Source organism: Natronosalvus amylolyticus (genome assembly GCF_024298845.1).
Taxonomy (GTDB): Archaea; Halobacteriota; Halobacteria; order Halobacteriales; family Natrialbaceae; genus Natronosalvus; species Natronosalvus amylolyticus.
This window is the reverse complement of record NZ_CP101156.1, coordinates 2952106-2975913: the sequence shown is the minus strand read 5'-3', so window position 1 is coordinate 2975913 and position 23808 is coordinate 2952106. Positions and strand designations below refer to the sequence as shown.

27 protein-coding genes are annotated in these 23808 nt (G+C 61.6%); 14 read left to right on the top strand and 13 right to left on the bottom strand.

Features of this window, described 5'->3' with window-relative positions; all coding sequences use genetic code 11:
- Positions 1–3: 3 nt before the first annotated feature.
- From phnE to NLK60_RS13920, 6 genes are all read right to left on the bottom strand, one after another.
- Positions 4–1080: a phosphonate ABC transporter, permease protein PhnE gene (gene phnE / locus NLK60_RS13945; RefSeq protein WP_254808380.1), complete on the bottom strand. Its 1077-nt coding sequence runs from the start codon at positions 1078–1080 to the stop codon at positions 4–6.
- Positions 1077–1853, bottom strand: a complete 777-nt coding sequence (locus NLK60_RS13940; protein WP_254808379.1) for a phosphonate ABC transporter ATP-binding protein — start codon at positions 1851–1853, stop codon at positions 1077–1079. The genes phnE and NLK60_RS13940 overlap by 4 nt, the downstream gene beginning before the upstream one ends.
- 32 nt (positions 1854–1885) lie before the next feature.
- Entirely contained in the window at positions 1886–2962 is a 1077-nt protein-coding gene (locus NLK60_RS13935; protein ID WP_254808378.1) for a substrate-binding domain-containing protein, read from the bottom strand.
- Positions 2963–3188: 226 nt separating this feature from the next.
- Entirely contained in the window at positions 3189–3815 is a 627-nt protein-coding gene (locus NLK60_RS13930; protein WP_254808377.1) for a uracil-DNA glycosylase, read from the bottom strand.
- Between the two features lie 129 nt (positions 3816–3944).
- Complete coding sequence (locus NLK60_RS13925; protein WP_254808376.1) at positions 3945–4511, bottom strand: endonuclease dU; 567 nt, start codon at positions 4509–4511, stop codon at positions 3945–3947.
- Positions 4512–4565: 54 nt separating this feature from the next.
- Positions 4566–4736 carry a DUF5786 family protein gene (locus NLK60_RS13920; RefSeq protein ID WP_254808375.1) on the bottom strand — a complete coding sequence of 57 codons (171 nt, stop codon included), beginning with the start codon at positions 4734–4736 and terminating at the stop codon, positions 4566–4568.
- Between the two features lie 98 nt (positions 4737–4834).
- On the opposite strand from NLK60_RS13920, the gene NLK60_RS13915 reads away from it, so the two are divergent.
- Positions 4835–5449 carry an MBL fold metallo-hydrolase gene (locus NLK60_RS13915; RefSeq protein ID WP_254808374.1) on the top strand — a complete coding sequence of 205 codons (615 nt, stop codon included), beginning with the start codon at positions 4835–4837 and terminating at the stop codon, positions 5447–5449.
- Positions 5450–5469: 20 nt separating this feature from the next.
- Complete coding sequence (locus NLK60_RS13910; RefSeq protein WP_254808373.1) at positions 5470–5985, top strand: NUDIX hydrolase; 516 nt, start codon at positions 5470–5472, stop codon at positions 5983–5985.
- 112 nt (positions 5986–6097) lie between these two features.
- Here NLK60_RS13910 and NLK60_RS13905 read toward each other — a convergent pair whose 3' ends face one another.
- Positions 6098–6247, bottom strand: a complete 150-nt coding sequence (locus NLK60_RS13905) for a 50S ribosomal protein L40e (RefSeq protein ID WP_254808372.1) — start codon at positions 6245–6247, stop codon at positions 6098–6100.
- An 89-nt stretch (positions 6248–6336) separates the two neighbouring features.
- On the opposite strand from NLK60_RS13905, the gene NLK60_RS13900 reads away from it, so the two are divergent.
- Complete coding sequence (locus NLK60_RS13900) at positions 6337–6561, top strand: hypothetical protein (RefSeq protein ID WP_254808371.1); 225 nt, start codon at positions 6337–6339, stop codon at positions 6559–6561.
- A 55-nt stretch (positions 6562–6616) separates the two neighbouring features.
- Here the strand turns inward: NLK60_RS13900 and NLK60_RS13895 are convergent, their stop codons facing one another.
- Entirely contained in the window at positions 6617–7117 is a 501-nt protein-coding gene (locus tag NLK60_RS13895) for a DUF367 family protein (protein WP_254808370.1), read from the bottom strand.
- Positions 7118–7315: 198 nt separating this feature from the next.
- Between NLK60_RS13895 and NLK60_RS13890 the strand changes: the two genes are divergently transcribed.
- From NLK60_RS13890 to NLK60_RS13870, 5 genes are all read left to right on the top strand, one after another.
- Positions 7316–8992 (top strand): ABC transporter substrate-binding protein, encoded by a 1677-nt coding sequence (locus NLK60_RS13890; protein ID WP_254808369.1) that lies wholly within the window; start codon positions 7316–7318, stop codon positions 8990–8992.
- Between the two features lie 78 nt (positions 8993–9070).
- Positions 9071–10051: an ABC transporter permease gene (locus tag NLK60_RS13885; protein ID WP_254808368.1), complete on the top strand. Its 981-nt coding sequence runs from the start codon at positions 9071–9073 to the stop codon at positions 10049–10051.
- Positions 10052–10083: 32 nt separating this feature from the next.
- The gene (locus NLK60_RS13880) at positions 10084–10989 is read left to right on the top strand and encodes an ABC transporter permease (protein WP_311136945.1); all 906 of its coding nucleotides are present in this window, start codon (positions 10084–10086) and stop codon (positions 10987–10989) included.
- Positions 10986–12050 carry an ABC transporter ATP-binding protein gene (locus NLK60_RS13875; protein ID WP_254808366.1) on the top strand — a complete coding sequence of 355 codons (1065 nt, stop codon included), beginning with the start codon at positions 10986–10988 and terminating at the stop codon, positions 12048–12050. Before NLK60_RS13880 ends, NLK60_RS13875 begins: the two co-directional genes overlap by 4 nt.
- The gene (locus NLK60_RS13870) at positions 12043–13323 is read left to right on the top strand and encodes an ABC transporter ATP-binding protein (RefSeq protein ID WP_254808365.1); all 1281 of its coding nucleotides are present in this window, start codon (positions 12043–12045) and stop codon (positions 13321–13323) included. Before NLK60_RS13875 ends, NLK60_RS13870 begins: the two co-directional genes overlap by 8 nt.
- 41 nt (positions 13324–13364) lie before the next feature.
- Here NLK60_RS13870 and NLK60_RS13865 read toward each other — a convergent pair whose 3' ends face one another.
- Together NLK60_RS13865 and NLK60_RS13860 are read right to left on the bottom strand one after the other, a co-directional pair.
- Positions 13365–15197, bottom strand: coding sequence for a Rieske (2Fe-2S) protein (locus NLK60_RS13865; RefSeq protein ID WP_254808364.1), 1833 nt, complete (start codon positions 15195–15197; stop codon positions 13365–13367).
- 156 nt (positions 15198–15353) lie between these two features.
- On the bottom strand, positions 15354–16946 hold the full coding sequence (locus NLK60_RS13860; protein WP_254808363.1) for an amidohydrolase: 1593 nt from the start codon (positions 16944–16946) through the stop codon (positions 15354–15356).
- Positions 16947–17075: 129 nt separating this feature from the next.
- On the opposite strand from NLK60_RS13860, the gene hmgA reads away from it, so the two are divergent.
- Entirely contained in the window at positions 17076–18308 is a 1233-nt protein-coding gene (gene hmgA, locus NLK60_RS13855; protein WP_254808362.1) for a hydroxymethylglutaryl-CoA reductase (NADPH), read from the top strand.
- A 206-nt stretch (positions 18309–18514) separates the two neighbouring features.
- Here hmgA and NLK60_RS13850 read toward each other — a convergent pair whose 3' ends face one another.
- A complete protein-coding gene (locus tag NLK60_RS13850) occupies positions 18515–18865 on the bottom strand; it encodes a hypothetical protein (protein ID WP_254808361.1) in 351 nt (116 codons plus the stop codon).
- A 121-nt stretch (positions 18866–18986) separates the two neighbouring features.
- The gene (locus NLK60_RS13845; RefSeq protein ID WP_254808360.1) at positions 18987–19508 is read right to left on the bottom strand and encodes a DUF5817 domain-containing protein; all 522 of its coding nucleotides are present in this window, start codon (positions 19506–19508) and stop codon (positions 18987–18989) included.
- A gap of 128 nt (positions 19509–19636) precedes the next feature.
- Between NLK60_RS13845 and NLK60_RS13840 the strand changes: the two genes are divergently transcribed.
- Positions 19637–19975, top strand: coding sequence for a cupin domain-containing protein (locus NLK60_RS13840; protein ID WP_254808359.1), 339 nt, complete (start codon positions 19637–19639; stop codon positions 19973–19975).
- Positions 19976–20001: 26 nt separating this feature from the next.
- Here the strand turns inward: NLK60_RS13840 and NLK60_RS13835 are convergent, their stop codons facing one another.
- Positions 20002–20385 (bottom strand): ArsR/SmtB family transcription factor, encoded by a 384-nt coding sequence (locus NLK60_RS13835; protein WP_254808358.1) that lies wholly within the window; start codon positions 20383–20385, stop codon positions 20002–20004.
- 95 nt (positions 20386–20480) lie between these two features.
- Between NLK60_RS13835 and NLK60_RS13830 the strand changes: the two genes are divergently transcribed.
- The 4 genes from NLK60_RS13830 (at position 20481) to NLK60_RS13815 (ending at position 23590) form a co-directional block, all read left to right on the top strand.
- Positions 20481–21137, top strand: coding sequence for a DUF7509 family protein (locus NLK60_RS13830; RefSeq protein WP_254808357.1), 657 nt, complete (start codon positions 20481–20483; stop codon positions 21135–21137).
- Positions 21138–21285: 148 nt separating this feature from the next.
- Positions 21286–22305, top strand: a complete 1020-nt coding sequence (locus tag NLK60_RS13825) for a thiamine pyrophosphate-dependent dehydrogenase E1 component subunit alpha (protein ID WP_254810492.1) — start codon at positions 21286–21288, stop codon at positions 22303–22305.
- Positions 22305–23339 carry an alpha-ketoacid dehydrogenase subunit beta gene (locus NLK60_RS13820; protein ID WP_254808356.1) on the top strand — a complete coding sequence of 345 codons (1035 nt, stop codon included), beginning with the start codon at positions 22305–22307 and terminating at the stop codon, positions 23337–23339. The genes NLK60_RS13825 and NLK60_RS13820 overlap by 1 nt, the downstream gene beginning before the upstream one ends.
- Positions 23336–23590, top strand: a complete 255-nt coding sequence (locus NLK60_RS13815) for a lipoyl domain-containing protein (protein ID WP_254808355.1) — start codon at positions 23336–23338, stop codon at positions 23588–23590. The genes NLK60_RS13820 and NLK60_RS13815 overlap by 4 nt, the downstream gene beginning before the upstream one ends.
- The last annotated feature ends 218 nt before the right edge of the window (positions 23591–23808 follow it).

Genomic DNA, 23808 nt, shown 5'->3' with positions numbered 1-23808 from the left:
GTCTTATTTCATTATCGAGTCGCCCATCCGCTTGGGGAACCCGACGATCAGTTCGCGCCAGCTCATTTTCTCCTCGTCGGAGCGGAGTCGAGCACGCAGGCGCTGGCTGAACAGTTCGACAGAGATGATCAACACGAAGATACACATCAGCGTCGCCATCGTGTTCGACCAGTTGAGCAGGTTCTGTTGGACTTCGACGACCTGTCCGAGCCCGCCAGCCCCGTACACACCGACGGTGACCGCGATGCGGACGTTGATCTCGAGGATGTATAACGTCCAGGCGATAAACGAGGTCTTTACCTGGCTCAACATGCCGAAGACGATTATCTGTGGCTTACTCGCCCCGGTCGTCTGCATCGCTTCGATCGGGCCGTCTTCGATCTCCTCGAGTTCGTCGACGAACAGCCGACCCAGGTTCCCGACGGTGTCGACGGCGATCGCGAACGTCGCCGAGACCGGTCCGAGACCGGCAAGCGGGATGAAGATGAGCGTCCACACCAGCGCCGGAATCGCGCGGATGAACGACATCGAGCCACGGAAGATGAAGTTGAAGGGGAACGGCGTCACGCGCTCGGAGCCGAGGACACCGAAGAGCAGGGCGAACGGGAAGCCCATGATCGTGCCGACGGCACCCATCGCGAGCGTGACACCTGCCTGGCCGAAGATCGAAAAGAGGCCGAGCTCCTGGATGAAGAAGGCATAGAAGTCCGGCGTCCAGCTAAAGAGCAGCCCACCGATTTCCGGGTCGAACAGTAGATTTCGGTCGGTAATAAACGAGAAGTACCGACCAAAGTCGATGAACGAAATCCCGACCGCATACTCGGTCAGAGGGAAGTAGTTGCGCAGCGATTCACCGAAGAAGCCCCAGTTGAAGTATTCGGTGAAGATGTTGATCGCTGCCAGCCCCTGTACGAAGAGATAGCCGAGGAACGAGATAATAATCGCCCCACCGATCGCTCGACGCCGGCGGGTCTGTCGTATCGTCTCGAACTGTTCGACGAGTCGTGGATCCCGTTCGACAGACTGTGAACCGTCGGTGACCGTGCCACCGTCCGTGGCCGGCGACTCCTCTCGGCTCACGGTGACGCCTCCGTTGTGTCCCCGCTGGCGTCACCGTCGACGAACATCCCCTCCGTATCGATATCGCCGTAAATTTCGTCGATCACGTCGAGGGAGAGTTCGTCGCGGTAGCCGTCGAACACTTTTTGGCCATCTCGAAGCCCGATAAATCGCTCGCCGAACTTGCGAGCGATGTTGACCTGATGTAAGCTAATAAACGTCGTCAGGTCGCGTTCGACCGAAGCGGTCCGAAGATACTGCATCACGTCCTGTGCACTCCCCGGATCGAGACTCGCAACCGGTTCGTCGGCGAGTAGAACCTCTGGTTCCTGTACCAGTGCACGGGCGATGCCCACTCGCTGTTGTTGTCCACCGCTCATGCGACGGGCTTTCTGCGTCGATTCCTCGAGGAGGCCGACGGTATCGAGCGCCTCGAGGGCCCGATACTTTTCGTCGTCATCCTGCAACTGGAGCAGGCTTTCGAAGAAGCCACTGCGATTCATTCCCCCCGAGAGAGCGTTCGAATACGCCGACAGGTCGCCGATAATGTTGTGTTGCTGGAAAATCATCGCCACTTCTGGACGCGGTGCAACCATCGGCCTGTCGTCGATGCGGATCTCCCCACTGGTCGGTTGTGTCAACGCGGACATACAGCGCAACAGGGTGGATTTCCCCGACCCGGAGACGCCGAGGATGATGACGAACTCGCCGGACGGGATCTCGAAGGAGACCTCATCGAGCGCCGTCACGTCACCGTACTGTTTGGTAAGCCCGTCGACTACGACATGAGACATTGAAACTAAATCGTGAATAGGCGAGTGTCTGATTAAATATCCTCTGGACTCAGACCGAGGTCGTCGAGCAGGTCGACGACAGGCTGATAATCGTCGTGTGTCGCTGGCTCGATGCCGTTGAACCAGAGTTCGTGGTCTTCGAACGTCTCGAGGTCCTCGAGCTGTTCGTCCGTCATGTCATCTGGGTCGGCGTCGAGGATTTCTGGGTCGAGTCCGAGTTCGTCGACGAGTTCCTCGGGGTCGTGTTCGAAGTTCTCGGGTTCGGCCTCGAGCATCAGTTCCTCGAGTTCCTCGCGAATCGGGTCGTCCCAGTCCGACCGAACCACGATCGGAGCACGCGGAATCGGGTCGGAAACGCCGAGAAGCTGGAGTTCGGGATCTCGCGTTCCAGCATCGCCGTACTCGACAGAGATGTCGACGAAGTCCTGGGACATCTCGTCGAACTGTTCCTGCGGGATATGGTGAGCCAGCGAGAACGCGCCGGCACCTGCAGCATCGACGTTCGGGTTCTCGATTAGCTGTTCGCGAGCGGTGTCGTGGTCGGACGGACTCCACTCGAAATCGTCCGGGTCGCCGTCAGGTGCACCACCAGTGTCGAGTCCAGCCTGGTTGAGCATCAGCATGGGGAACAGCGTTCCCGAAACCGACGTCGAGCCAGCCGTCGCGACGTGTTTTCCTTCGAGGTCTTCGAGCGAGTCGACATCGCTGTCGGGCGTCGTCGCGATGATCGAGAAGTACTGCTCTGCACCGAAGGCCAGTCGCATCCCGACGACGTCGATGTCATCGGGAATCTGGGCCACTGCACCTGGCGAAGTGTCCGCGAAGTCACCGCTGCCACGCTGCATCTCGAGCACGGTCGAACTGTAATCGGAGGTCTGGATACCTTCGATTTCGACGTCAGCCTCGTCCTCGAGGTAATTGAAAAGCGGGCGGTACTGCGTCTCGATGTCGATCGACTCTTCGGCCGGGTTCATGACCCACGACACCGTTTCGCCGTCGTCGCCACCTGTCAGGTCACCGAGACAGCCGGCGAGTCCGGCCGTCGCCGTAACCCCTGCACCTTTCAAAAACGTCCGCCGCTTGTTCGTCCACCGCGATTGCTCGGACATGGATGAGACTATGAACGATACCATTTAGGCGTTTCTATGTTTGCTACATAGCCATCCATTGACTCGAGAAATAATGACACACCCAGTCACAGCCCGTAGGTAAAGCAGCACAATCCACCACTAATTCCACGAAATACTGGACATGATAGCTGGAATAAAAGCGGCAACAATCGCCTTTGTAATTATCTTGAATACAACTATACAATCGTTTACACGGGAACGCCCTTCAGTAGCCGTCGAGACGTGTCTGTCCCTGCGAACGGGGCTCGCCGTCGTCGACGTCAGCGAGGTCCGCAGCGGTCTCGAGCGTCTCGAGAAACGCGTCGGTCTGGCTCCGGTCGTAGAGCGTCGCTGCCGGATGCAGACAGAGAAGAACTCGTCGGGTTTTTTCGCCGATACGAACGTCTTCGACCGTTCCCGTTTCCTTCGTGACTGCGACAGAGCGCTCGAGGAGATGCTCGCTTGGCACCTTTCCGAGCGTCACGATCACCTCGGGATCCAGGCGTTCGATTTCGGTCTCGAGGTAGCCTCGGCAGTTCGTCAGTTCCTCGCGTGTCGGGTCCCGATTATCGGGTGGCCGACAGCGGACGCAATTGGTGATGCGAACCGTCTCGCGGTCGAGTCCGACGGTCATGAGCTGTTCGTCGAGGACGGAGCCACTGCGCCCGACGAACGGCTCGCCGCGTTCGTCTTCGGTCGCACCCGGCCCCTCACCGACGAACAACACGTCGGCATCCGTCGGCCCGGTACCGTTGACGATCTGGTTGCGCGAGTCGACGAGCGCCGGGCATCGCTCACAGCCCGATACCTCGAGGCCGACCATCTCTCCGTCGTTGTCGGTGTTTTCGTCCATACCCGGAGTCAGCCGCGGGGATACTAGTGCTTTTCCAAGCCTCGAGTGGGCACTCACGCCCGAACCCACTCGGACGAACGCACAAACTCGAGCTACCAAATGAATAGTATCCGAGCGACCGCACAAATGTTACTCGAGCGACCGCACGAATCCGTCACCGGCCCGTGCGAGCACGCGAGCGACCCGAATCGGTTCCGGACGACCGCTCTGACGGGCAAACGACGTGACCACGCGGGCTGCCTGTTCGCGTTCGAGATCCACGGCTCGAAAATACACCGTCTCTCCGTCGAGATCGAGCGGGTGTCTCGGGGGCAGCGCACGATACCGGTCGAGTCGTCGTGCTCGCTCCGAGCCCGAAAAGGCGTCACGAATCCCGTCCTCCAGGCCGTCACTCTCCTCGAAGGTGACCGCGATGACCGGGCGTTCGACCGCCGAGGCGATCGCCTCGAGGTCGAGGATGTTGTACCACGCGGGCGCGATAGCGCCGAGGAACAGATACTGAACGTCAGGGCGTTCGAGGCGGTCCCAGCAATCGATGATTGCTTCGGTCCCATCGAGGCCACCAACCGCACACTGGCCAAAGATTGCGCCGTCGAGAACCCCATCCGCTCGAACGACGGCACCGGCGAGCGTGCTCTGTCTCGCCTCTCTGTCGAACGATTCGGCGATTCCGAGCGCTCTGGTTCCGGGTTTCATCCAAAAGAGTGCGTTATGTGTCCGGCCCCGTGCTCGGACGGCGACGAGCCGTCACTATTCGTCTTTGATCTCCTCGAGTCGATCGAGTAACTCGTCGCTCGAGGCACCATTTTCGAACTCGATACTCCCGTTGTGGTTCGTTTCGGCGGACTCGACGGCACTATCTTCGTCAAAATCGGCGTCCACATCTCGTTGTTCGGATTCGTCGTAACTCCCGAATCCCATACGAGATCATACAGGCGCCTGGAAAATAAGTCCAACGGCGAGACCGCACAGCCAGCCCGGACGCCAGCGTTTTTGTTCCCACCCACCGACCTCGAGGTATGGACGTACACCACGTCACCGCAGACGCCGAGACGTTCACCTCTAACGCCTTTCTCGTCACCGACGGGCGAACCACGCTCGTCGACGCCGGTGCCTGGCCCGGTGTCGTCGACGCGATCAGCGCACAGACGGACGACCTCGAGGCCGTCGTCCTCACCCACCAGCACGGCGATCACGTCGCCGAACTCGAGTCGGTCCTCGAGGCGTTCGACCCCGAAGCGGTGTACGGCTACGCACCGCATCCGCTCGTCACCGAGACGATCGACGACGGCGACACCCTCGAAATCGGCACCGAAACGTTCGACGTGGTCTACACCCCTGGCCACGCCGACGACCACGTCTCGCTGGTCTCGGCAACGACGCTGTTCAGCGGCGACGTCGTCGTCCACGACGACGGGGCGTTCGACTACGGCAGTTTCGGCCGCACCGACCGGCCCGGCCAGTCCCGCGAAACCCTCATCGAGAGCATCGAGCGTTTGCTCGAGCGCATGCCTGACGGCGTGAAACGCCTGTACGCCGGCCACGGACAGGTCTTCGAAGGTGACGTTCGGGACGTGGTCGAGACGGCCCTCGAGCGCGCCGAGAAACGAGAGCCGAAGTATCCGGACGAATAATCCGATTTTCCGGGTTCGAAATGACGGACACTAGCCCACTCGACCCAGACGATTACGAGAACCGAGACGTGCCGCGGGAACAACAGACGCTCGCCCTTCCGGCACCCCACCTCGAGGCCCTCGAGCCCTGGGCAACGGACGGGACGGCACGAACCGCCGCAGCGCGGGTAACGGACGGGTCGGGTCGACTCGCCCTCATCAAAAACGGGTGGACGGACGGCTGGTTTCTCCCCGGTGGCGCGGTCGAAGGGGGCGAATCGATTCGAGACGCCGCCAGGCGCGAGGTTCGCGAGGAGACGGGGCTCGAGGCAACCATCGAACACCCGCTGGTCGTCCTCGAGCAAACGTACGTCGACGAAACCGACGAGGAACCGTGGTTCAGCGCCCAGTTCATCGTTTTTGACGCGTCAGCGACGGGCCCGATTCCAGACGTCTCGAGCCTCGGCGTTCGCGGCGAGACGATACACGACGCTCGGTGGTTCGAATCGCTCCCCGAACGGATACACGACGGGGATCTACTTCGCCCGTATCTCTGAACGGGGGTGAATCGATTGAGCCCGCCTCGACTGGAGGCGTCGCTCGAGTGAACAGGCACCCGATAGAAGGATCTCGAGAACGCTGTCGAAACGAGAGACGAGAAACCGAAAATCAGGCCGCGCGGGCTTCTTTGGCTTTGGGGCGAAGCTTCGCGTAGCCACATTTTCGGCAGCGCTTGGCTCGTTTGGAGTTGCGAGCGTTACAGCGCATGCAGATCATCTTCTCGAGCGTTCGGTTTTCCGCGGCGTCGAAACTGGCCATGCAGGTCCTTACGCACTGGACCATATAACGGCTGTGATCTGGTGCTCGGAGTCGATACGCTTACAATTGCCTCGGCGCACCCCACACGTATGAGCCAGGAAGGGGCGTCGGTCATGGATCGAGTCGTGTATCGTGGCCTGCAGATACTCGGCGTCGGACTGGTGCTATCCGGCCTTGCCATCGTCGTCCTCCTAGGCGCACAGGGCGGTCTTTCCGTCGGATTCGCGCTCGTCCCGCCGCTGTTGCTCGCCGGTCTCGGCGGCCTCACGTTGGTCGCCGCTCGAGGGCAAGGGAACGCGATAGCGAATCCATAGACGGGAACGCCTGCAGCAGACACCTGTCGTCACTCCTCGGCCAGATACTTCGGCGTCACTCCTCGGCCAGATAGTCGTCCTGTACCGCGACGACCTCGCTCGAGTCCGTACACGCGGCGTATCGACGCAACGGCTCCTCGTTGAGCGTCAAGAAAGTCTCGCCCCAGCGAAACGGCTCGAGCAGGTCGCTCGCGGATTCGCGTTCGTCGAAAATGCAGAGCGCAGCCGCCAGCGCCTCCGCGGTCGTCAGCTGGAACGGGCGACCGTAGTTGACGGGGTTGGCCGCGACGAGAAACGGCAGGGCACGGTGGATCCCGTTCATCGAAAAAGCAGCCTCCTCGGCGGATTCCCAGGAGCAATCGAGGGCGACGAGCGTATCGAGAGCGTCGGTTTTGTCGGCCGGCGACAGCGCCTGCTCGGCGTGGGGGTTGAGCACGACGCCGTAGGGGACGCCGCCCATCGAGCGATGGAGGATCGCCCGGTCGAACTTCTCGAGGCGACGCGCCGTACACTTTTTCGGGTCGTCGTCACCCTCGTAGTAGACGTGACACTCCACATTGAGTAGTTGCCAATCCCTTATAGAAATCTTTTGTTATCCGCAATAGGTGTGAGTGGGAATACATCATAGACAACCAAATGTTGGATACATAACTCGATAGTCAACCAAATTCCCGAGTTTTCTGGGGATTGGTTTGCATTTCCACCAAATGACCGATTCATTTATATACTATACTTGAGAGAGTCGGGTATAGCAATGGGAAAGAATAACACATCGCGGAGAACGGTGCTAAAGGGTGCAGGTGCAGCTGGTGTTGCAGGCGTCACGACTGGCCTCGCTGGATGCCTCGGCGGCGGCGACGATGATAGCGGAAACGGTGACGTCGACGGTGCCGACGAACTCGGACAACAGGTACCAGAGATTCACTTCCTGGTCCCGACCGCGGGCGTAAACGCGTTCCGTAACGAACTCGCCTCGATGGTTGCAGAGAACTGGGAAGAGATCGGCTTCGAGGTCAACCTCGATGAACTCGAGTTCGGTGCCCACGTCGACCAAGCGGTCGTCCAACAGGACTTCGACGCTTCGCTCCTCGGATGGGGTGGAACGCCAGAGCGTATCGACCCGCACACGTTCATTTTCGACATGCATCACTCCTCGACGACGGGAGAGGGTGGACGTAACACACCAGGATACGAAAACCCCGAGTACGACGAACTTGCGGAGTTGCAGGTCACACAGACGGACGAAGACGAACGCCAGGCGACGGTGTACGAAGCCCAGGAAATTCTTGCTCGCGATCAGCCGCGTACCTACATCGCGAACGAAGGCGGTTTCCACCCGTACGCGAGTTCGCGGGTCGAAAATGTCGATGCGACGCTCGGAGAGGGGTTCAACTCGTTCTGGAACATGATCTCAGTCACGCCGATCGACGACGACACGGTTCGTTTTGGGTACCCCTCCGAGATCATCTCGCTGAACCCGATGCAGGATCTGGCGACGCCGGATCGACAGTTCGTTCGACTCATTTACGACCAGTTGTATCGGATCGGTCCGGACGGGATGCCGACACCCTGGGTCGCCGCGGACGAACCCGTTATCGAAGACGACGGGATGACCTACACCGTCGAGATTCGCGACGACATGACCTTCCACGACGGCGAGGACCTCACAATCGACGACGTCGAGTTCACGTACGAGATGTACGCCGACTCGCCGACCTACAGCTCGCTCGTGGAGAACATTTCGGAGATCGATACCTCCGGCAACGAGATCACGTTCCACCTCGAAGAGCCGTTCGCACCGTTCACGGCGAACGTCCTGGGTCAGGTCTACATCTTCCCCGAACACATCTGGGGTGACGTCGAACCAGACGACCTTGCGGACTTCGAGGACGAGAACTGGGTCGGCAGCGGCCCGTTCCAGTTCCAGGACTGGGAGCGCCAGTCTGAACTCCAACTTCGAGCGTTCGACGACCACTTTGAGACACCGAACGCCGACACGTTCATCCGTATCCCGGGAGCCGACGTCTCACAGCTCGTCGGCGACCTCGAGGCTGGTCAACTGGATATGCTCGGTGCAGTTCCACAGCCGGCAGCTATCGACCGTGTACAGGAGGACGACAACCTCGACATAGAAGAGTTCGCCGCCGTTGGTTACGCGAAGATTGCGTACAATATGCGTCGCAACCATCTGGACGACGTTCACGTTCGTCGCGCACTGTCTTACGGTGTACCCAAGGAGGACTGGGTCGAACTCGTCCGTGACGGCATGGGAACGGTGACCCACTCGACGATTTCGGAGGCCGTCGAGTTCTGGCACAATCCCGATGTCGAGCAGTTCGACGAAGACCTCGACGCTGCACGAGCAGAACTCGCAGAGGGCGGATACGGCTGGGACGACGACGGGATGCTCCACTACGGCGCAGACCAGTAATCGCACAGACGAACCTTTTATGTACGTTTTTCATCACATGTTAACGGCGCTGTCGACCCGCTCGAGTCGGGGTGACGTATGGGACTGAGAGAGTACGTCGTCAGACGAATCTTACAGTTGATAGTCACGTTCTGGGCGTTCTTTACAATCCTGTTCGTTCTGTTTCGCATGATGCCCGGTGATCCGACGTCGATGTTTATCCTCGACGGAATGACACCTGAGCAGCGTGAACAACGGATTGCAGAACTCGGTCTCGATCAGCCACTGCACGTGCAGTACGTCGAATACGCCAGACAGCTACTGACCGGGGACTTCGGCCAGTCGTTCATCTACCGAGACCCCGTCATGGACATCATCGTCGTCCGCTTTATGAACACCATCGTGCTGATGGCCACGGCACTGTTTTTCGCCTACGTCATCGGTATTACTTTCGGGGCGCTCATGGGTTGGTGGCGAGATTCGAAGTTCGAACGCGGCGGCATCGTGGTCGCGCTCGTGGCTCGATCCTCCCCCGAGTTCTGGGTTGGTATCGTCCTCCTGTCGGTGTTCGTCTACTGGCTCGGTTGGTTCCCCTCGAGCGGGATGCGAACCACCGGTGGCGAACTCGGCGGTGGATTCATCGCCCGATACGGCTCGCTCGATTTCCTCCGTCATCTGTTCTTGCCCGCCCTCACCGGCGCAATCGTCTATCTGGCCACCCCGACGCTCCTGATGCGGAGTACGATGCTCGACGTCCTCAACGAGGACTTCATCGAGATAAAGAAAGCGGAGGGACTGCCCGAGCGAACCGTCCTGTACAAACACGCGGCCAGGAACTCGATCTTGCCGGTGGTGACGGTCGCAGCGATTGCCACCGGTGCCGCGATGGGTGGCTCCGTCGTCATCGAGACGGTCTTCAACTGGCCCGGCATGGGCCGTGAGATGGTACGCGCGGTGAACAACAACGATTATCCGGTCGCGATGGCCGCGTTCTTCCTCATGGGTTCGGTCGTGATCATTATGAACTTCGTCGCCGACTTGGCCTACGTCTACCTCGATCCGAGGGTGGAGTACGAATGAGCACTGGAACGACATCTTCCAAGAACAACGCGATGGGTAAAGTGGGAAGGAGCGTCGACTACGTTCGGGACAAACTCGGCGTATTCGAGGGTGACCGACTCGGACAGATTGGTCTGGCCATCCTGGTCGTGTTCGTATTCGTCGGCATCTTCGCCCGACCGATCACCATCGACTTCCTCAATATAACGATTCCGGGGCTCGCACCGCACGATCCGACCGAACGAGGCATTGGCGGGCGACTCGAGTCGCCGTCGACGGCCCACCCACTCGGGACGACCGACCTCGGTCGCGACGTCCTCTCACAGCTTATAGTTGGTACTCGCGTGACGCTCGTCGTCGGCAGTCTAGCGGCGTTCATGGCGGTGTTCATCGGTACGAACATCGGTCTCATCAGCGCGTACTTTGGCGGTATCGTTGACGACATCCTCATGCGTATTACAGACATCGTGTACGGCCTGCCGTTCTTGCCGTTCGCGATCGTCCTCGTCGCGATTCTGGGCAGCAGCATCGTCAACATCATCGCAGCGATCGTGTTGATCCTCTGGCGCTCGACGGCGCGTGTGATCCGATCACAGGTGTTGAGTCACAAGCAACGACCGTACGTCGAGAGTGCCCAGGCGATCGGGGCCAGCAACCTGCGGATCATGTACCGCCACATCCTCCCGAACGTCCTGCCACTGGCGTTCCTGTATGCGGCGTTCGCCGTCGCCTACTCGGTCATCGCCGAGGCGAGTCTCGCTTTCCTCGGCTTCGGTGACCCGAACATGCTGTCGTGGGGCAAGATGATCTTCGAGGTACGGACCGCAAACGCCGTCCGCGAAGCGTGGTGGTGGGTCTTCCCACCGGGCATCGCCATCATGTTGTTCGTGATGTCGGTGTTTTTCATCGGCCGAACCCTCGAGAAAGTAGTCAACCCTGAACTGAGGCATCAAGAATGAGTCTACTCGAGATATCCAATCTAAAGACGTACTACCGGGCCGGTGACGGCTGGGTTCGCGCAACAGACGACATTTCCCTGTCAGTCGAACGGGGCGAAACTGTCGGGCTTGTCGGCGAAAGCGGAAGCGGGAAAACGACGCTCGCAAAGTCGATTATTCGACTGTTTCCGAAAAACGCCGAGATCATCGACGGCTCGATAAACTTCGACGGAACCGAGATTACAGAGCTGTCGGACAGAGAACTGCGAAAGCAGATTCGCTGGTCGCAGATATCGATGATCCCGCAAAATGCGATGAACGGATTCGATCCCGTCTACACTGTCGGCGAGCAGATCGTCGAGGTGATTCGGTACCACGAAGACGGTACCTCGAAAAAGGAGGCACGAGAGCGGGCCAGACTGCTGTTCGACGACCTCGGCATCGAAGCCGACCGGGTCGACGACTACCCGCACCAGTTCTCCGGTGGAATGGCCCAGCGAGCGATGATCGCGTTGGCACTCGCCCTGGAGCCGAAAATGATTCTGGCAGACGAACCGACGACCGCGCTCGACGTGGTGATTCAGGATCGCATCCTCGAGACGATCAAGGAGAAACAACGCGAGATCAATAGCGCGATGATCATGATTACCCACGATATGTCGGTGGTCTCTGAGACGTGTGACCGGATCGCCGTCGTTTACGGCGGCCGGATCGTCGAAGTCGCTGACGCGGCGACGATCATCAAGAATCCGCGTCATCCCTATACGTTGGGGCTACGAAACGCATTTCCGGATATTAGCGACGACGACCAGGACCTGATATCGATCCCCGGCACGCCGCCGGACCTGGTCGACCCCGATGAAGGCTGCCGGTTCGCGCCGCGATGTCCGTTCGCCGAGGACGACTGCTGGAACGTGACCCCCGAACCCGAAGAGTACGAAGACGGTCACCTGGTCGAATGTCACCGCGCCGATGAGATCGAGCACCTGCAGAGAGAAGCCAGCAAGAAAGAGACGTGGCTCGAACAGGAGATCGGAAAGCCCGGCGAGTTCGCCCCATCGGAGGTGCCAACCGATGACTGAAAGTCGAGAACTACTCGAAGAACCCGAAACGGACGGCTCGTACAAACTCGAGGTTCGAAACCTCGAAAAACACTTCCCGTTGAGTACTGGAATCGTCTCTCGGATTCTCAGAGGAGAGAGCAACGACGTCGTCAAAGCCGTCGACGGCGTTTCACTCGGCATCAAAGACGGTGAAGCGTTCGGTTTGGCCGGCGAATCCGGGTGTGGGAAGACCACGCTCGGTAAGTCAGCAATACGACTGCTCGAACCAACTGACGGGAAAATATTCTTCGACGGGAAAGAGATTACCGACGCCAGCACCCGTGAGATGAACGCGTTTCGTCGTGAAGCACAGATCATTCACCAGGACCCCTACCAATCGATCAACCCCCGTTTTACCGTATTCAAGTGGGTGAAAGAACCGCTCGACGTCCACGATATCGGCTCGAAAAAAGAACGCGAAGAGCGGGTGTACGAGGTCATCGAACAGGCAGGGCTCAAACCCGCCAAAGCGTACGCACACGAGTATCCGAGTGAACTCTCCGGCGGGGAGCGCCAGCGCGTCAGCATCGCGAGAGCCCTCGCGCTCGAGCCGTCGTTCCTGTTGGCCGACGAACCGGCAAGTATGCTCGACGTGTCGATTCGTGCGAGTATTCTCGACCTGTTCAAACGGCTGCAACGCGAGTTGGGACTGACTGCCGTCTATATCAGTCACGACCTCTCCTTGCTCAAACACATGTGCGACCGGATCGGTATCATGTATCTGGGCGAACTCGTGGAGGTCGGACCGGCAAACGAGATTATCGACAATCCAACCCATCCCTACACACAAGCTCTCGTGTCCTCGGTCCCCCGTATCGATCCAGACGAAAACCGAGAGCGAATCGAACTCGTCGGCGAAGTGCCAGACGCCGTCGACGTGCCCAGCGGTTGTCGATTCAACCCCCGGTGCCCAAAACTCGTCCAGCCCAGTGGATACCAGTTCGACCAGGGCCACTGGCGAGCAGTGGCCAACTTCAGGCGGGACCTCCTCGAGGACGATGTGACGCTTCCGAGCGAGGGCACCGAAACGCCCGAAGCGATTCGAGCCTCGTACGACATTCCGACGCCGCTCAGCGATCCGAACGCTGAACGCGTCCTTGCATCGGCGCTCACTGAAGCGACCGAGGGTGACCGTGAGGCCGCTAAATCCACACTCGAGACCGAGTTTTCGACCCCCTGTGAGCAACCACCCATACGGATGCACCAGGTAACCTCGAATCAGCAGGCAAAGTGCGTCTTGTACGACGAGTAACCCCTAATCCGACGAACGGTATTCGCTCAAGCAATCGTTTTTCATCCTTCGTGAATCGATTCGCCGCGATTGAGTCGCGAGGCGATCTGAAACGTCTGCTCGGCCTCACGCCTCGTGGGGAAGTGGGCCGCGAGGTATCGCGCCGTCGCGATCATCGGCACGCGACGGGTGTGCTCGTCTACCGGTGGGCCGCTCGCACCGTCCTCGAGCAGGTCGAACTGCCGGAACGCAGCCTCGAGGTTCTGCAGGGTGTGAAAGCCAGCATCCTCACGCAAGAGAGCGTGGCCGAGGGTGCGTTTCAGGGCAGCCGGGTCGCCACCGGCGTCGAAGAACGCGCCGACGAGGCGGCCAGCCTCGTTGACGCCACCCTCACGGTCGAAGGTCTCGAGCAGCTCCTCCAGGATCGTCTCGGGGGCTTCGCCCTCGTTCGCTCCGGGTTCCGGAATCGGTGCCGGTGGCGTGTTGAGAAAGCGGTCCAGGTAGACGTTGATCGCGACGTCGAACACCGCGCGGTACAGTTCGATGGCGTCCGTACGGCGGGTGCTCTGGTGGACCGCGTTGGCGTACGTGAACGTGTGGTGGACCGTGTTCCAGTCCGAAAACTCGTTTGCGACCCCGAACTGGGCAACTCGCGTTGCGGCGGCCCGGGTGACAACGGCCGCCAGCGCTTCCGTGCTCGCCCCCGACTCGATGGCATCTGCGAGTGCGGTGACGATGGCCTCGGGGTCGTCTCCCAGCAGCGTCTCCTGAAAGCCGGCAGGTGGTTCCCATGCTCGGTCAGCCTCGAGCGCCCCTTCACCGGTGGCCGCCAGCGCCTCGAGGCCGCTCGTCTCGGTCACGTCGCCGCCGTAGACGTCCTCGAGCAGGGCGACGAGGTCAATTGGCTGTCGCCACGAGGAGCGCTCGTCGCTCCGGGAAGCAGTCACGAGCGGGTCGACCAGCGAGGCCAGTACGTCAGCAGCGAGCGTTCCGTCACCAGCGGTCGTCCCGGATTCCCAGCCGACGTGCTCGAGGCACTCGAAGGCCGTGTTGGCGAAATCGAGGACGTGTCCCGTCGAGAGGTACGGGTGGTCCGTCGCCGCGGCAAAGAGGAGTTCGGCGACGGCCGCCTCGTCGTAGCCGGCAGCGATTGCAGTCCGGAGACAGCGTTCGGCCCCGTCGGCGTCTCGTACCTCGACGCAGTCGCGAAACCAGTTCTTGAGGCGCTCGAACGGGACGTCAGTCGTCGAGAACGAGGGCTGATCGAAGTTCGGCGCTTCGCCCGCACAGTCGTTCGCAACGTGGCGGACACCGGTGTACAGCGCCCGTTTGCGGTCGTCTGGCTCGAGATCGTCCACGACGTTCGCCATACAGCCGAGAATCGTCGCCCCCGAGGACCAGCCCATCTCCCGATAGCGAGTGGCGAACTCGAGCGTCGTCGCCATGGGTTCTCGATAGTCGACGCCCGCGTCGAGGAGCCCGATCGTCGATTTGCCGATCACGAGTCGGAGGTTCTCCTCGAGGCCCGTCTCGAGTCGGTCAGCCCAGTGGTCGGCCGGGTCGCGCTCGAGCGGTGGGTTCGGGTCGACGTAGACGGTTCCGTCACGGACCTCGACTGGATACGTCTGCACGTCGTCGGCCCAGGGATCGAACGTGTCGCCACAGGAGAGTTCGAACCGAGCGTGGTGCCAGTGGCAGGTGAGGATACCGTCTTCGACGCTCCCTTCCGCGAGCGGAAACCCCATGTGCGGGCAGCGGTTGTCGACCGCGCGTACCTCGCCTTCGTGATAAAAGAGCGCGATCGCCACACCACCTCTCGAGACGAGTTCCCGCCCTTCCGCCTCGAGTCGCTCGAGCGGGACGGCTTCGACGAACCCTTCGCTTTCGGATGACATACGGGAACGATGAACGGGGAGCCCTAAAACCGTTTCCTGGCCGACACCTTCGTCCCAATAGTAGCCAGTGAAACGTCGACCGGTGAGTGAAATCGAACCGCACCACATGATTTCAACCACAGCTGCAGGTTTGGGAAGCCACTATACCGCTCGATGCTACCGATCTTCGTAGACGACCTGGCCGTCGACCAGCGTCAGGGCGACGTCAATTTCGTCGATGGCGTCCGGTTGGTCCCACGGCGACGCATCGAGTACGACGATATCCGCTGCCTTGCCGGCCTCGAGGGTCCCCAGTCGGTCCTCGTCGAAGCCCGCGTAGGCGGCCCCGACCGTGTACGCCCGGAGCGCCTCGGTGACCGACAGTCGCTGAGCCTCTGCGGGAGCGTTGACCGCGTAGTGGACGCCGAGCAGCGGGTCGAGTGGCATACAGTCCGAGCCAAAGGCGAGCGGGACGCCGGCCTCGAGCATCGACCGGAACCGGTCCACTTCCCGTCGCCGCTGCTCGCCCAGTCGCTGGTCGTACAGCCCACCATCCTCGGCCCACTGCAGGAAGTTCGGCTGGACCGACGCGACGATACCGGATTCGGCCATCCGCTCGAGGTGGTCGTCGCTCGCCATTTCGGCGTGCTCGACGCGGTGTCGCGCCTCGTCGACGTTCGGCGTCGCTTCGAAGGTCGAAATCGTCTCCTCGGCGGCCTCGTCGCCGATGGCGTGGACGGTGAGCTGATAGTCCCCATCTTCGGTCGCTCGGCTCGCAATGTCGGTGAGTTCGTCGGGATCGACGACCCACTGGCCGCGACCGTCACCCTCGTGGTCGGCCGGGAGGTCTTCGTAGGGCTCGAACAGTTTGGCCGTTCGGCTACCGATAGTCCCGTCTGTGAACGATTTGACGGCGCCCACCTGCACGAACTCGCTGCCGCCATTGGTGACCAATCCCGCATCCAGAAGACTCTCGAGATGGTCGCTCCAGTAATCGAGTCGGACCCGACAGGTCAACTCGCCGGCTGCCTCGAGGTCGCGGTAGACCCGCGGTGCGTGTGACTCTCTGACCTTGTCGTGGACGCAGGTGACACCGAGGGCGTTGGCGTAGTCGATCGCCGCCGTCACGAGGTCGCGAGTGTCCGCGTAATCGGCCTCGAGAGCGTCCCAGACCGCTTCGGTAGCTTCCTCGACGACGACGCCCGTCGGCTCGCCGTTCGCGTCGGTTTCGACGTCCCCACTCGGCATCTGCTCGCGTAATCGCTCGAGGGCGACGCTGTTGAGCGAGGCGTTGTGCATGTCGACGCGCATGGCGACGACGGGTCGGTCCGCACTGACGCTATCGAGGTCGCTCGCCCGCAGATAACGGTTCTCGGCCCACTCGCTTTCGTCGTAGCCAAAGCCCAGAATCCACTCGCGATCGGTATCCGCCTGGGCCTCGAGCGCACCGACAGCGGCCTCGAGGGAGTCGACGCTCGAGAGGTCCGCGTGCACCAGATACTGGCCCAGGTTCTCCATGTGCGTGTGGGCGTCGACGAAACCGGGGAGCACGACCCGCCCGTCACAGTCGATGACGTCGGTTTCGACGCCCTCGAGGAATCGGACCTCGTACTCGCGGTCGACCCGAACGATCTTCCCGTTTCGAATCGCCAGCGCTTCAGCAGGCTCCGGTTCGGCGGCCACACCTGCATCAGCATCCTCGGCGTCCCCAACAGCCTCGAGCGAGTACACTCGAGCGTTGACGAGTATCGTGTCGGCAGCGTCGGTCATTGTGCGACCTCGCGCAGGGAGAGGCAAAAACGGTTGGGATAGCGGGTGGTCGCGGATACTCGGTGGACGGTGACGAGGCCCCGAGTCCGATCAGCACCTGTTAAGAGCCATGCCCGACACGTCCTATCCATGACCGACACTGATCCCGAGGCGCTCGCCGACCGGGTTCGCAGCGGCGACCTTCGATTGCACGAACTCGAGGCCCAGGCCGATCACGACACGGCAGCAACGGCCCGGAGGTTGTTGCTCGAGGACGAAACCGACGCCGACCTCGAGACCGTGGGTGCTTACGCGTTCGACGCCGAAGCCGCCGACTCCGCCATCGAGAACATGATCGGCGCGGCCCAGATTCCGATGGGCGTCGTCGGCCCGGTGACGATCGACGGCGGAGCCGCAGAAGGCGACTATCACCTCCCGCTGGCGACGACCGAAGGGGCCCTGCTGGCCTCCGTCAACCGTGGGCTCTCGGTGATCGAATCGGCCGGCGGCGCAGCAGCCAGAGTTACCAAAAACGGGATGACCCGCGCCCCGGTCTTCCGCGTGGACGGCGTCGTCGAAGCCGCCCAGACGGTGGAGTGGGTGGGCGAGAACCTCGAGACCCTGCGCGACGCTGCAGAGTCGACGACCAGCCACGGCCAGTTGCTCGACGTCGAACCTTACGTCGTCGGTGACTCCGTCTTCCTCCGCTTCGCCTACGACACCAAAGACGCGATGGGCATGAACATGGCCACCATCGCCACGGGCGAGGCCTGTAACGTCGTCGAAGCGGAAACACCCGCCTCGCTCGTTGCCCTCTCGGGGAACCTCTGTTCTGATAAGAAACCCGCCGCCATCAACGCCGTCGAAGGCCGCGGCCGGTCGGTAACCGCTGACGTCCTGATACCCGGCGACCTCGTCGAGGAGCGACTCCACACCACCGCGGACGCCATCGCCGAAGCCAACACGCGCAAGAACCTCATCGGCAGCGCGAAAGCCGGCAGTCTCGGATTCAACGCCCACGCGGCGAACGTCGTCGGCGCGGCGTTCCTCGCTACCGGACAGGACGAAGCACAGGTCGTCGAAGGCGCGAACACTATCACGACAATGGACGCGCGACCGAACGAGGAGGGCTCGAGCGACCTCTACGCCAGCGTCTCGCTGGCCAGCCTCGAGGTCGGGACCGTCGGCGGTGGGACGAAACTCCCCACTCAGTCCGAAGCCCTCGACGTGCTCGGCCTGCGAGGCGGTGGCGACCCTGCGGGTTCGAACGCTGACGCGCTCGCCGAAGTCATCGCCGTCGGGGCGCTGGCTGGCGAACTGTCCCTGTTGGCCGCGCTGGCCTCGAGGCACCTCGCGAGTGCGCACGAAGACCTGGGTCGCTAGGCAGCGCCCGCCGGAACGGGGCGATAAGCAGCGCTCGTTGGAATGTGATCGAAAGCGCCGCGAAAGTAGACTGGTTCAATTAGTAGTGTTATCATAGCGTTCGGTAGTATTTTACTATTATATCGGTGTCTAATCAATAGTATTAGTCATATCTCGAGATCACTCCGGACACTGGTCGTAATCAGCGTTCAACGCACGAGCAACCACTACTCGGACGGTCCGCCGCGAGTCACTCGCCGGCTCAAGAGCGCGATGTAGGCTCCCGAAAGTACCAGCAGGACGACCCCGAGAAACACCTGGAATCCGGTCGTGCCGACGAGGACCAGGCCCCAGCCGAATGCCGCCCCGCCGTGGGCCCAGGCGAAGTTGTACTGGCCAACCCAGGCGTGTAACACCGAAATGACCGCGAAGGTGCCGGCGAGCACCCAGAAGGCGAGCGTGAGGGTGTCGACGCCGAGAACGGTCTCACTGAGGAAGGTACCCACCGCGAGCAGGGCGACGGCCGCGAGGAGCCCGACACCGATTACCGTTCCCTGCACGTCGACCAGTTCTGCCATACCGTCACTCGCTCTCGAGCGATAATAGGGGTGGCGATCCCGCGAGAACAGCCTGACCCGGCCTCGAGTTCCGGTTTAGTGGGCCTCGAGTCCGGAAACGAACAAGCCGGTACACCGACTGTCACAACAACCGGTAGACGCCGCGGCTCTCACTCGCCTGCCCGCTCCGGACCAGTTTCTCGAGTGCTTTTTTCGTATAGCCGGCGTCGACGCCCCGGTCGTTCGCGTAGGCGATCACGTCGGCTTCCGTCGGTGACTCGAGATCTTCCAGTGCCGCCTCGACGATAGACTTCTTGCTCCCCGTTCGAGTCGGCTGGCGTGGGTCGCGGTCACCTGCCGCCTCGACTTCGTCGGGGTCGAGTCCGGACGCCTCGAGGTACTCCTCCTCGCTCACGACGCCGTCTTCGACCCACTCGAGGTCGGCAAACGAGTCGACGCGAGCGAAGGTTTCGCCCTCACCCTGTCGGTTGGCGAGCATCGACGCTCGAACCTCGCGGGCGTGGTCGGCGTCTTCGGTCTCGAGGAACTTCTTTCGTTTCTCGTAGGGCTTTCGCGAGCCACAGCGAGGACACTGAGTCGTCTTGGACCGGCCTTCGATCAGCCAGAGGTGCGAACACGAACTACAGCCGACGACCGCGTACATACCCTCGAGTGCGTGGCGACCGCTGTTGAACGTTCGGAAAGCAGGGTGGAAGTGAAAGCGGCAAAACCAGGGACGAGGGAACTGCCGACGCACAAACCGTTACGGTGGTGGCCCTCCCACTCGAGCGTATGGAACACACCCCACTCGAGTCGCTCGAGACCGCAGAGGCAGCCGACGGCGTGCGTCTGGCGCTGATGGCCGGGACGGATTCGATGAACGTCCAGCACTTCGAAATCGAGCCCGGTGCGGTCGTCGAAGAACACAGTCATCCCCACGAGCAGACGGGATTCATCTACGAGGGCGAGTTGGTCTTCATGACCGACGGCGAAGAGATCGTTTGTACGCCGGGCGACGCCTACGCGATTCCGGGCGACCAGCCCCACGCGGCCGAAAACCGGGGGAAGGACACGGTTCGCGGTGTCGATATCTTCAGTCCGCCACGGGAGAATCCGAGCTGGCAAGAGTGAACCGACGGGCAGCGACCGATACTTGACTACTGGTACCGCTCGAGGGCATCCCACTCGCGAGCCATCAGTTGGCGAATCCCTTCGTCCAGAATCCCTTCGCCGAGTGAGGACGCCTGATAGTAGGAGTAGAGGCCGCTCGAGTCGGGTTCCTTCCGTTTCCGGTTTTCGACCAGCCCGACGTCCACGAGTTCGTCGAGATGGTAGTGCAGCGTGTTCGACCGAATCTCGAGGGCATCGCGAAGTTCGCTCGCGCTGTGTGGGCCGTCCTCGACGAGGCGGTTCAGGATCCGAAACCGCATCTCGTTCCCGATCGCCCGTTGCATGTCGAGATACTCCTCGAGCGAGAGGACGCTCGACTCGGGGAGGAGGTCGTCATGAACCCGGTCGTTCGCTCGCCTGGAGTGAGCCATATTACATATATCGCCCCCGATGTGTATAAGCGTTCGCTGAGTCAGTAGCCGCTGATATCAGCCATATTTATATAGCACCCGCGAACACGGCCACCATGCGCGACCGGATCATCGACGAACTGGGCGACCTCCCCCGCTCACGATTCCTCGTCTACCTTATGGGACCGTACAAAGCGTTCGACCTCGAGCGCGCCCTCGAGACGCTCGATCCCGGCAACGTGCCGGAGTCGGTCGATTTCGGGGCGCTCACCACGGCGAGTCAAAGTACCGAGCGTCCTCGTGAACTCGAGCGCGAGGAAGCCGCTCTGGACCTCATACTCGAGGTGCGCGATCACCTCCGAACCGAGGCGGGGGTCAACGCCTTCCTCGCGATCGACGTCGACGTCCCCCTCGAGGAACTGGACGCGGCCGCCCAGTCCATTGCGTTCGCCCGGGCGAGTAACGCCGTGATCTACGTCGTTCCCGCGATGGGGGACAACCTCGGCGTCGGCATCGAAGTCGGTTCGGTACTCGAGACACTGTATACGGGCGAAGACCCGGACGGACACCGCGAACGCGTCATGTTCGTCCACGAGTCCGGCGTCCGCAGCGCGATGATCGGCGCCGTCAGAGATCGCTGGGACGTGCGAATCTACGCCTACGATGACCGCGCTGAACTCGCCCGCCAGTGTCGGCTGTTCGTCCGCGATCTGATCCGGCGGGAGCGGGTCGGCGAACTCTCGGAGCTCAAGTCAGGCGGCTCTATCGAGTAGTCACATCGATGCCCGACGCCGTTATCATTTTCCAGATCGAATACCGCCGTTAGTGAGTGTCTGGGAACCTGATACACCCGAATACGTTTAAGCGCTTGCTCGTGGTGGAGGCCTCTGTTCCATGGTCGGACACAACACACTCCAGCAGATGTACAAAGAGATGGTCACCGCCCGGTACTACGAGGAACGCCTCCAGGAGGAGTACCTCGAGGGGAAACAGCCCGCGTTCGATATCTCGGCCGGGCCGATCCCGGGCGAATTACACCTCGCGGCAGGCCACGAAGCGTCGGGGGCCGGCGTCTGTGCGCACCTTCGAGACTCGGATACGGTGACGGCACCGCATCGTCCCCACCACGTCGCCATCTCCAAAGGCGTCGACCTCGAGCGGATGACCGCCGAGATATTCGGTCGCGAGACCGGCCTCTCGAAGGGGAAAGGTGGCCACATGCACCTGTACGATCCCGAGGTCAACTTCGCCTGTAGCGGTATCATCGCCCAGGGCTGTCCACCTGCCGTCGGTGCCGCACTCACGGCGAAAAAACGCAACACCGACGACGTGGCCGTCGCCTTCCTCGGTGAAGGCGCGATCAGTCAGGGTGCCTTCCTCGAGTCGCTGAACCTCGCGGCCGTTCAGGAACTCCCCGTCGTGTTCGTCATCGAGGACAACGATTGGGCGATCAGCATGCCCAAAGAACGGGTGACTGACGTCGAAGACGGCTCACGACGCGCGTGGGGCTTCGACATGCATGGCGAGCGCGTCGACGCCGACGACGCCGTAACGGTCTACGAGGCTGCCGACGACGCCATCGGCCGCGCCCGCGACGGAAACGGTCCGAGCGTCCTCGAGGTACAGGTCCACCGGCGAATGGGCCACTTCATGGGCGACCCCGAATCCTACCGACCCGAGGCAGACGTCGAGCGCGCACAGCGACGGGACTGCATCACCCGCATGGAGACCCGGCTTCGCGAGCACGGGTTCGAGGAGAGTGACCTCGAGGGGATTCGAGAGGGAGCCCACGAACGCGTCGACGAGGCCATCGAGTGGGCGAAAGACCAGCCCGAGCCCGAGCCCGAGGCAACCTACGAGGACGTCTTTACGAACAGTCCCGACAGCTGGCCGGATCGGCCGAGTCGGGAAGTTACCGCGACCGACGGAGGTGAGGAGTGATGGCACAAGCAGAAACACCCAGTGCGAGTGAGATCGACCGCGAACTGACGATGAGTCGTGCGATGGTGGAGGCGATAGCCCACGAAATGCGCGAGGACGAGGAGGTGTTTGTCATGGGCGAAGACGTCGCCGACTACGGCGGTATCTTCGATTCGACCCAGGGCCTGCTCGAGGAGTTCGGGCACGACCGCATCATGGACGTGCCGATATCGGAGACGGCCTTCATGGGTGCCGGTGTCGGCGCGGCGATGCAGGGTATGCGCCCGATCTGTGAGCTGATGTTCGCCGATTTCTTCGGCGTTTGCATGGACCAGCTCTACAACAACATGGCGAAGACCACGTACATGTCCGGCGGTTCGGTGTCCGTTCCGATGACGGTGATGACGGCCGTCGGCGGCACCTACAACGACGCCGCCCAGCACTCACAGACCCTGTACGGTACCTTCGCGCATCTCCCTGGCATGAAAGTCGTCGTTCCTTCGACCGCGTACGACGCGAAGGGGCTAATGCACACCGCCATCCGTGACGATGACCCGGTCGTCTACATGTTCCACAAACGGCTGATGGGACTGGCCTGGATGCCCGCCCCCGAGGGCCCGAAAACCGGCGTCCCCGAGGAGCGCTACGAGATTCCCTTCGGCGAGGCCGACGTCAAACGCGAGGGCGAGGACGCTACCGTCGTCACCCTTGGCCTACACGTCCACCGCGCACTCGAGGCCGCAGAAGGCCTCGCGACGGACGGCATCGACGCCGAGGTGATCGACCTGCGAACGCTCGTCCCCCTCGATACCGAAACCGTCCTCGAGTCGGTCCGCAAGACCGGCCGACTGGTCGTCGTCGACGAAGACTACCACTCCTACGGCGTCAGCGGCGAACTCATCGCCCGGGCGACCGAAGGCGCACTCGAGGACCTCGAGGCCGTCGACCGGGTGACGGCACCCGATACGCCGATCCCCTACTCGCGGCCGCTCGAAAACGAGTTTCAGCCGAATACGGACGACATCGCGGCTGCCGTTCGCTCGATCACCCAATGACAACGGCCGAGATCGACTCCGAGGTGTTCTGGCCCGACGACGCCCAGGAAGTCGACGAAGGCGTCGTCGCGACCTGGTTCGTCCGCGAGGGCGCGTCGGTCACCGAAGGGGACACCCTCTGTGAAATCCAGATCGAGAAGGTCAGCATCGACGTGCCCGCACCCGCGACGGGCACGCTCGCGGCTATTAGCGTCGGCGAAAACGACGAGTTTCGCCGCGGCGATTCGCTCGGGCGCCTCGAGACCGAGTAAGGAGGTCCTTGGAGGCGGCTATGGTCTCTCGATGGTGGGGAAGCGCCTCGAGGTCGGGAAGAAGGATCGTATATTGGAAAACCCCCTCGAGGTCGGGGAGAACGCCTCGAGAGAGGACAGGGCCGTCCCTCGAGGGGATAAAAACAGAATAGAGATGAAACGGAGGTCCGCTTGTTCGAGAAACGAGGTTACGCGAGTTTCTCGATATCGTCAGGTTC

Excerpts from the sequence above, each read along its gene's own strand:
- NLK60_RS13940 (WP_254808379.1), bottom strand. The coding sequence starts at position 1,853 with ATGTCTCATGTCGTAGTCGACGGGCTTACCAAACAGTACGGTGACGTG.
- NLK60_RS13935 (WP_254808378.1), bottom strand. The coding sequence starts at position 2,962 with ATGTCCGAGCAATCGCGGTGGACGAACAAGCGGCGGACGTTTTTGAAA.
- NLK60_RS13930 (WP_254808377.1), bottom strand. The coding sequence starts at position 3,815 with ATGGACGAAAACACCGACAACGACGGAGAGATGGTCGGCCTCGAGGTA.
- NLK60_RS13925 (WP_254808376.1), bottom strand. The coding sequence starts at position 4,511 with ATGAAACCCGGAACCAGAGCGCTCGGAATCGCCGAATCGTTCGACAGA.
- NLK60_RS13920 (WP_254808375.1), bottom strand. The coding sequence starts at position 4,736 with ATGGGATTCGGGAGTTACGACGAATCCGAACAACGAGATGTGGACGCC.
- NLK60_RS13915 (WP_254808374.1), top strand. The coding sequence starts at position 4,835 with ATGGACGTACACCACGTCACCGCAGACGCCGAGACGTTCACCTCTAAC.
- NLK60_RS13910 (WP_254808373.1), top strand. The coding sequence starts at position 5,470 with ATGACGGACACTAGCCCACTCGACCCAGACGATTACGAGAACCGAGAC.
- NLK60_RS13905 (WP_254808372.1), bottom strand. The coding sequence starts at position 6,247 with ATGGCCAGTTTCGACGCCGCGGAAAACCGAACGCTCGAGAAGATGATC.
- NLK60_RS13900 (WP_254808371.1), top strand. The coding sequence starts at position 6,337 with ATGAGCCAGGAAGGGGCGTCGGTCATGGATCGAGTCGTGTATCGTGGC.
- NLK60_RS13890 (WP_254808369.1), top strand. The coding sequence starts at position 7,316 with ATGGGAAAGAATAACACATCGCGGAGAACGGTGCTAAAGGGTGCAGGT.
- NLK60_RS13885 (WP_254808368.1), top strand. The coding sequence starts at position 9,071 with ATGGGACTGAGAGAGTACGTCGTCAGACGAATCTTACAGTTGATAGTC.
- NLK60_RS13880 (WP_311136945.1), top strand. The coding sequence starts at position 10,084 with ATGGGTAAAGTGGGAAGGAGCGTCGACTACGTTCGGGACAAACTCGGC.
- NLK60_RS13875 (WP_254808366.1), top strand. The coding sequence starts at position 10,986 with ATGAGTCTACTCGAGATATCCAATCTAAAGACGTACTACCGGGCCGGT.
- NLK60_RS13870 (WP_254808365.1), top strand. The coding sequence starts at position 12,043 with ATGACTGAAAGTCGAGAACTACTCGAAGAACCCGAAACGGACGGCTCG.
- NLK60_RS13865 (WP_254808364.1), bottom strand. The coding sequence starts at position 15,197 with ATGTCATCCGAAAGCGAAGGGTTCGTCGAAGCCGTCCCGCTCGAGCGA.
- NLK60_RS13860 (WP_254808363.1), bottom strand. The coding sequence starts at position 16,946 with ATGACCGACGCTGCCGACACGATACTCGTCAACGCTCGAGTGTACTCG.
- hmgA (WP_254808362.1), top strand. The coding sequence starts at position 17,076 with ATGACCGACACTGATCCCGAGGCGCTCGCCGACCGGGTTCGCAGCGGC.
- NLK60_RS13850 (WP_254808361.1), bottom strand. The coding sequence starts at position 18,865 with ATGGCAGAACTGGTCGACGTGCAGGGAACGGTAATCGGTGTCGGGCTC.
- NLK60_RS13845 (WP_254808360.1), bottom strand. The coding sequence starts at position 19,508 with ATGTACGCGGTCGTCGGCTGTAGTTCGTGTTCGCACCTCTGGCTGATC.
- NLK60_RS13840 (WP_254808359.1), top strand. The coding sequence starts at position 19,637 with ATGGAACACACCCCACTCGAGTCGCTCGAGACCGCAGAGGCAGCCGAC.
- NLK60_RS13835 (WP_254808358.1), bottom strand. The coding sequence starts at position 20,385 with ATGGCTCACTCCAGGCGAGCGAACGACCGGGTTCATGACGACCTCCTC.
- NLK60_RS13830 (WP_254808357.1), top strand. The coding sequence starts at position 20,481 with ATGCGCGACCGGATCATCGACGAACTGGGCGACCTCCCCCGCTCACGA.
- NLK60_RS13825 (WP_254810492.1), top strand. The coding sequence starts at position 21,286 with ATGTACAAAGAGATGGTCACCGCCCGGTACTACGAGGAACGCCTCCAG.
- NLK60_RS13820 (WP_254808356.1), top strand. The coding sequence starts at position 22,305 with ATGGCACAAGCAGAAACACCCAGTGCGAGTGAGATCGACCGCGAACTG.
- NLK60_RS13815 (WP_254808355.1), top strand. The coding sequence starts at position 23,336 with ATGACAACGGCCGAGATCGACTCCGAGGTGTTCTGGCCCGACGACGCC.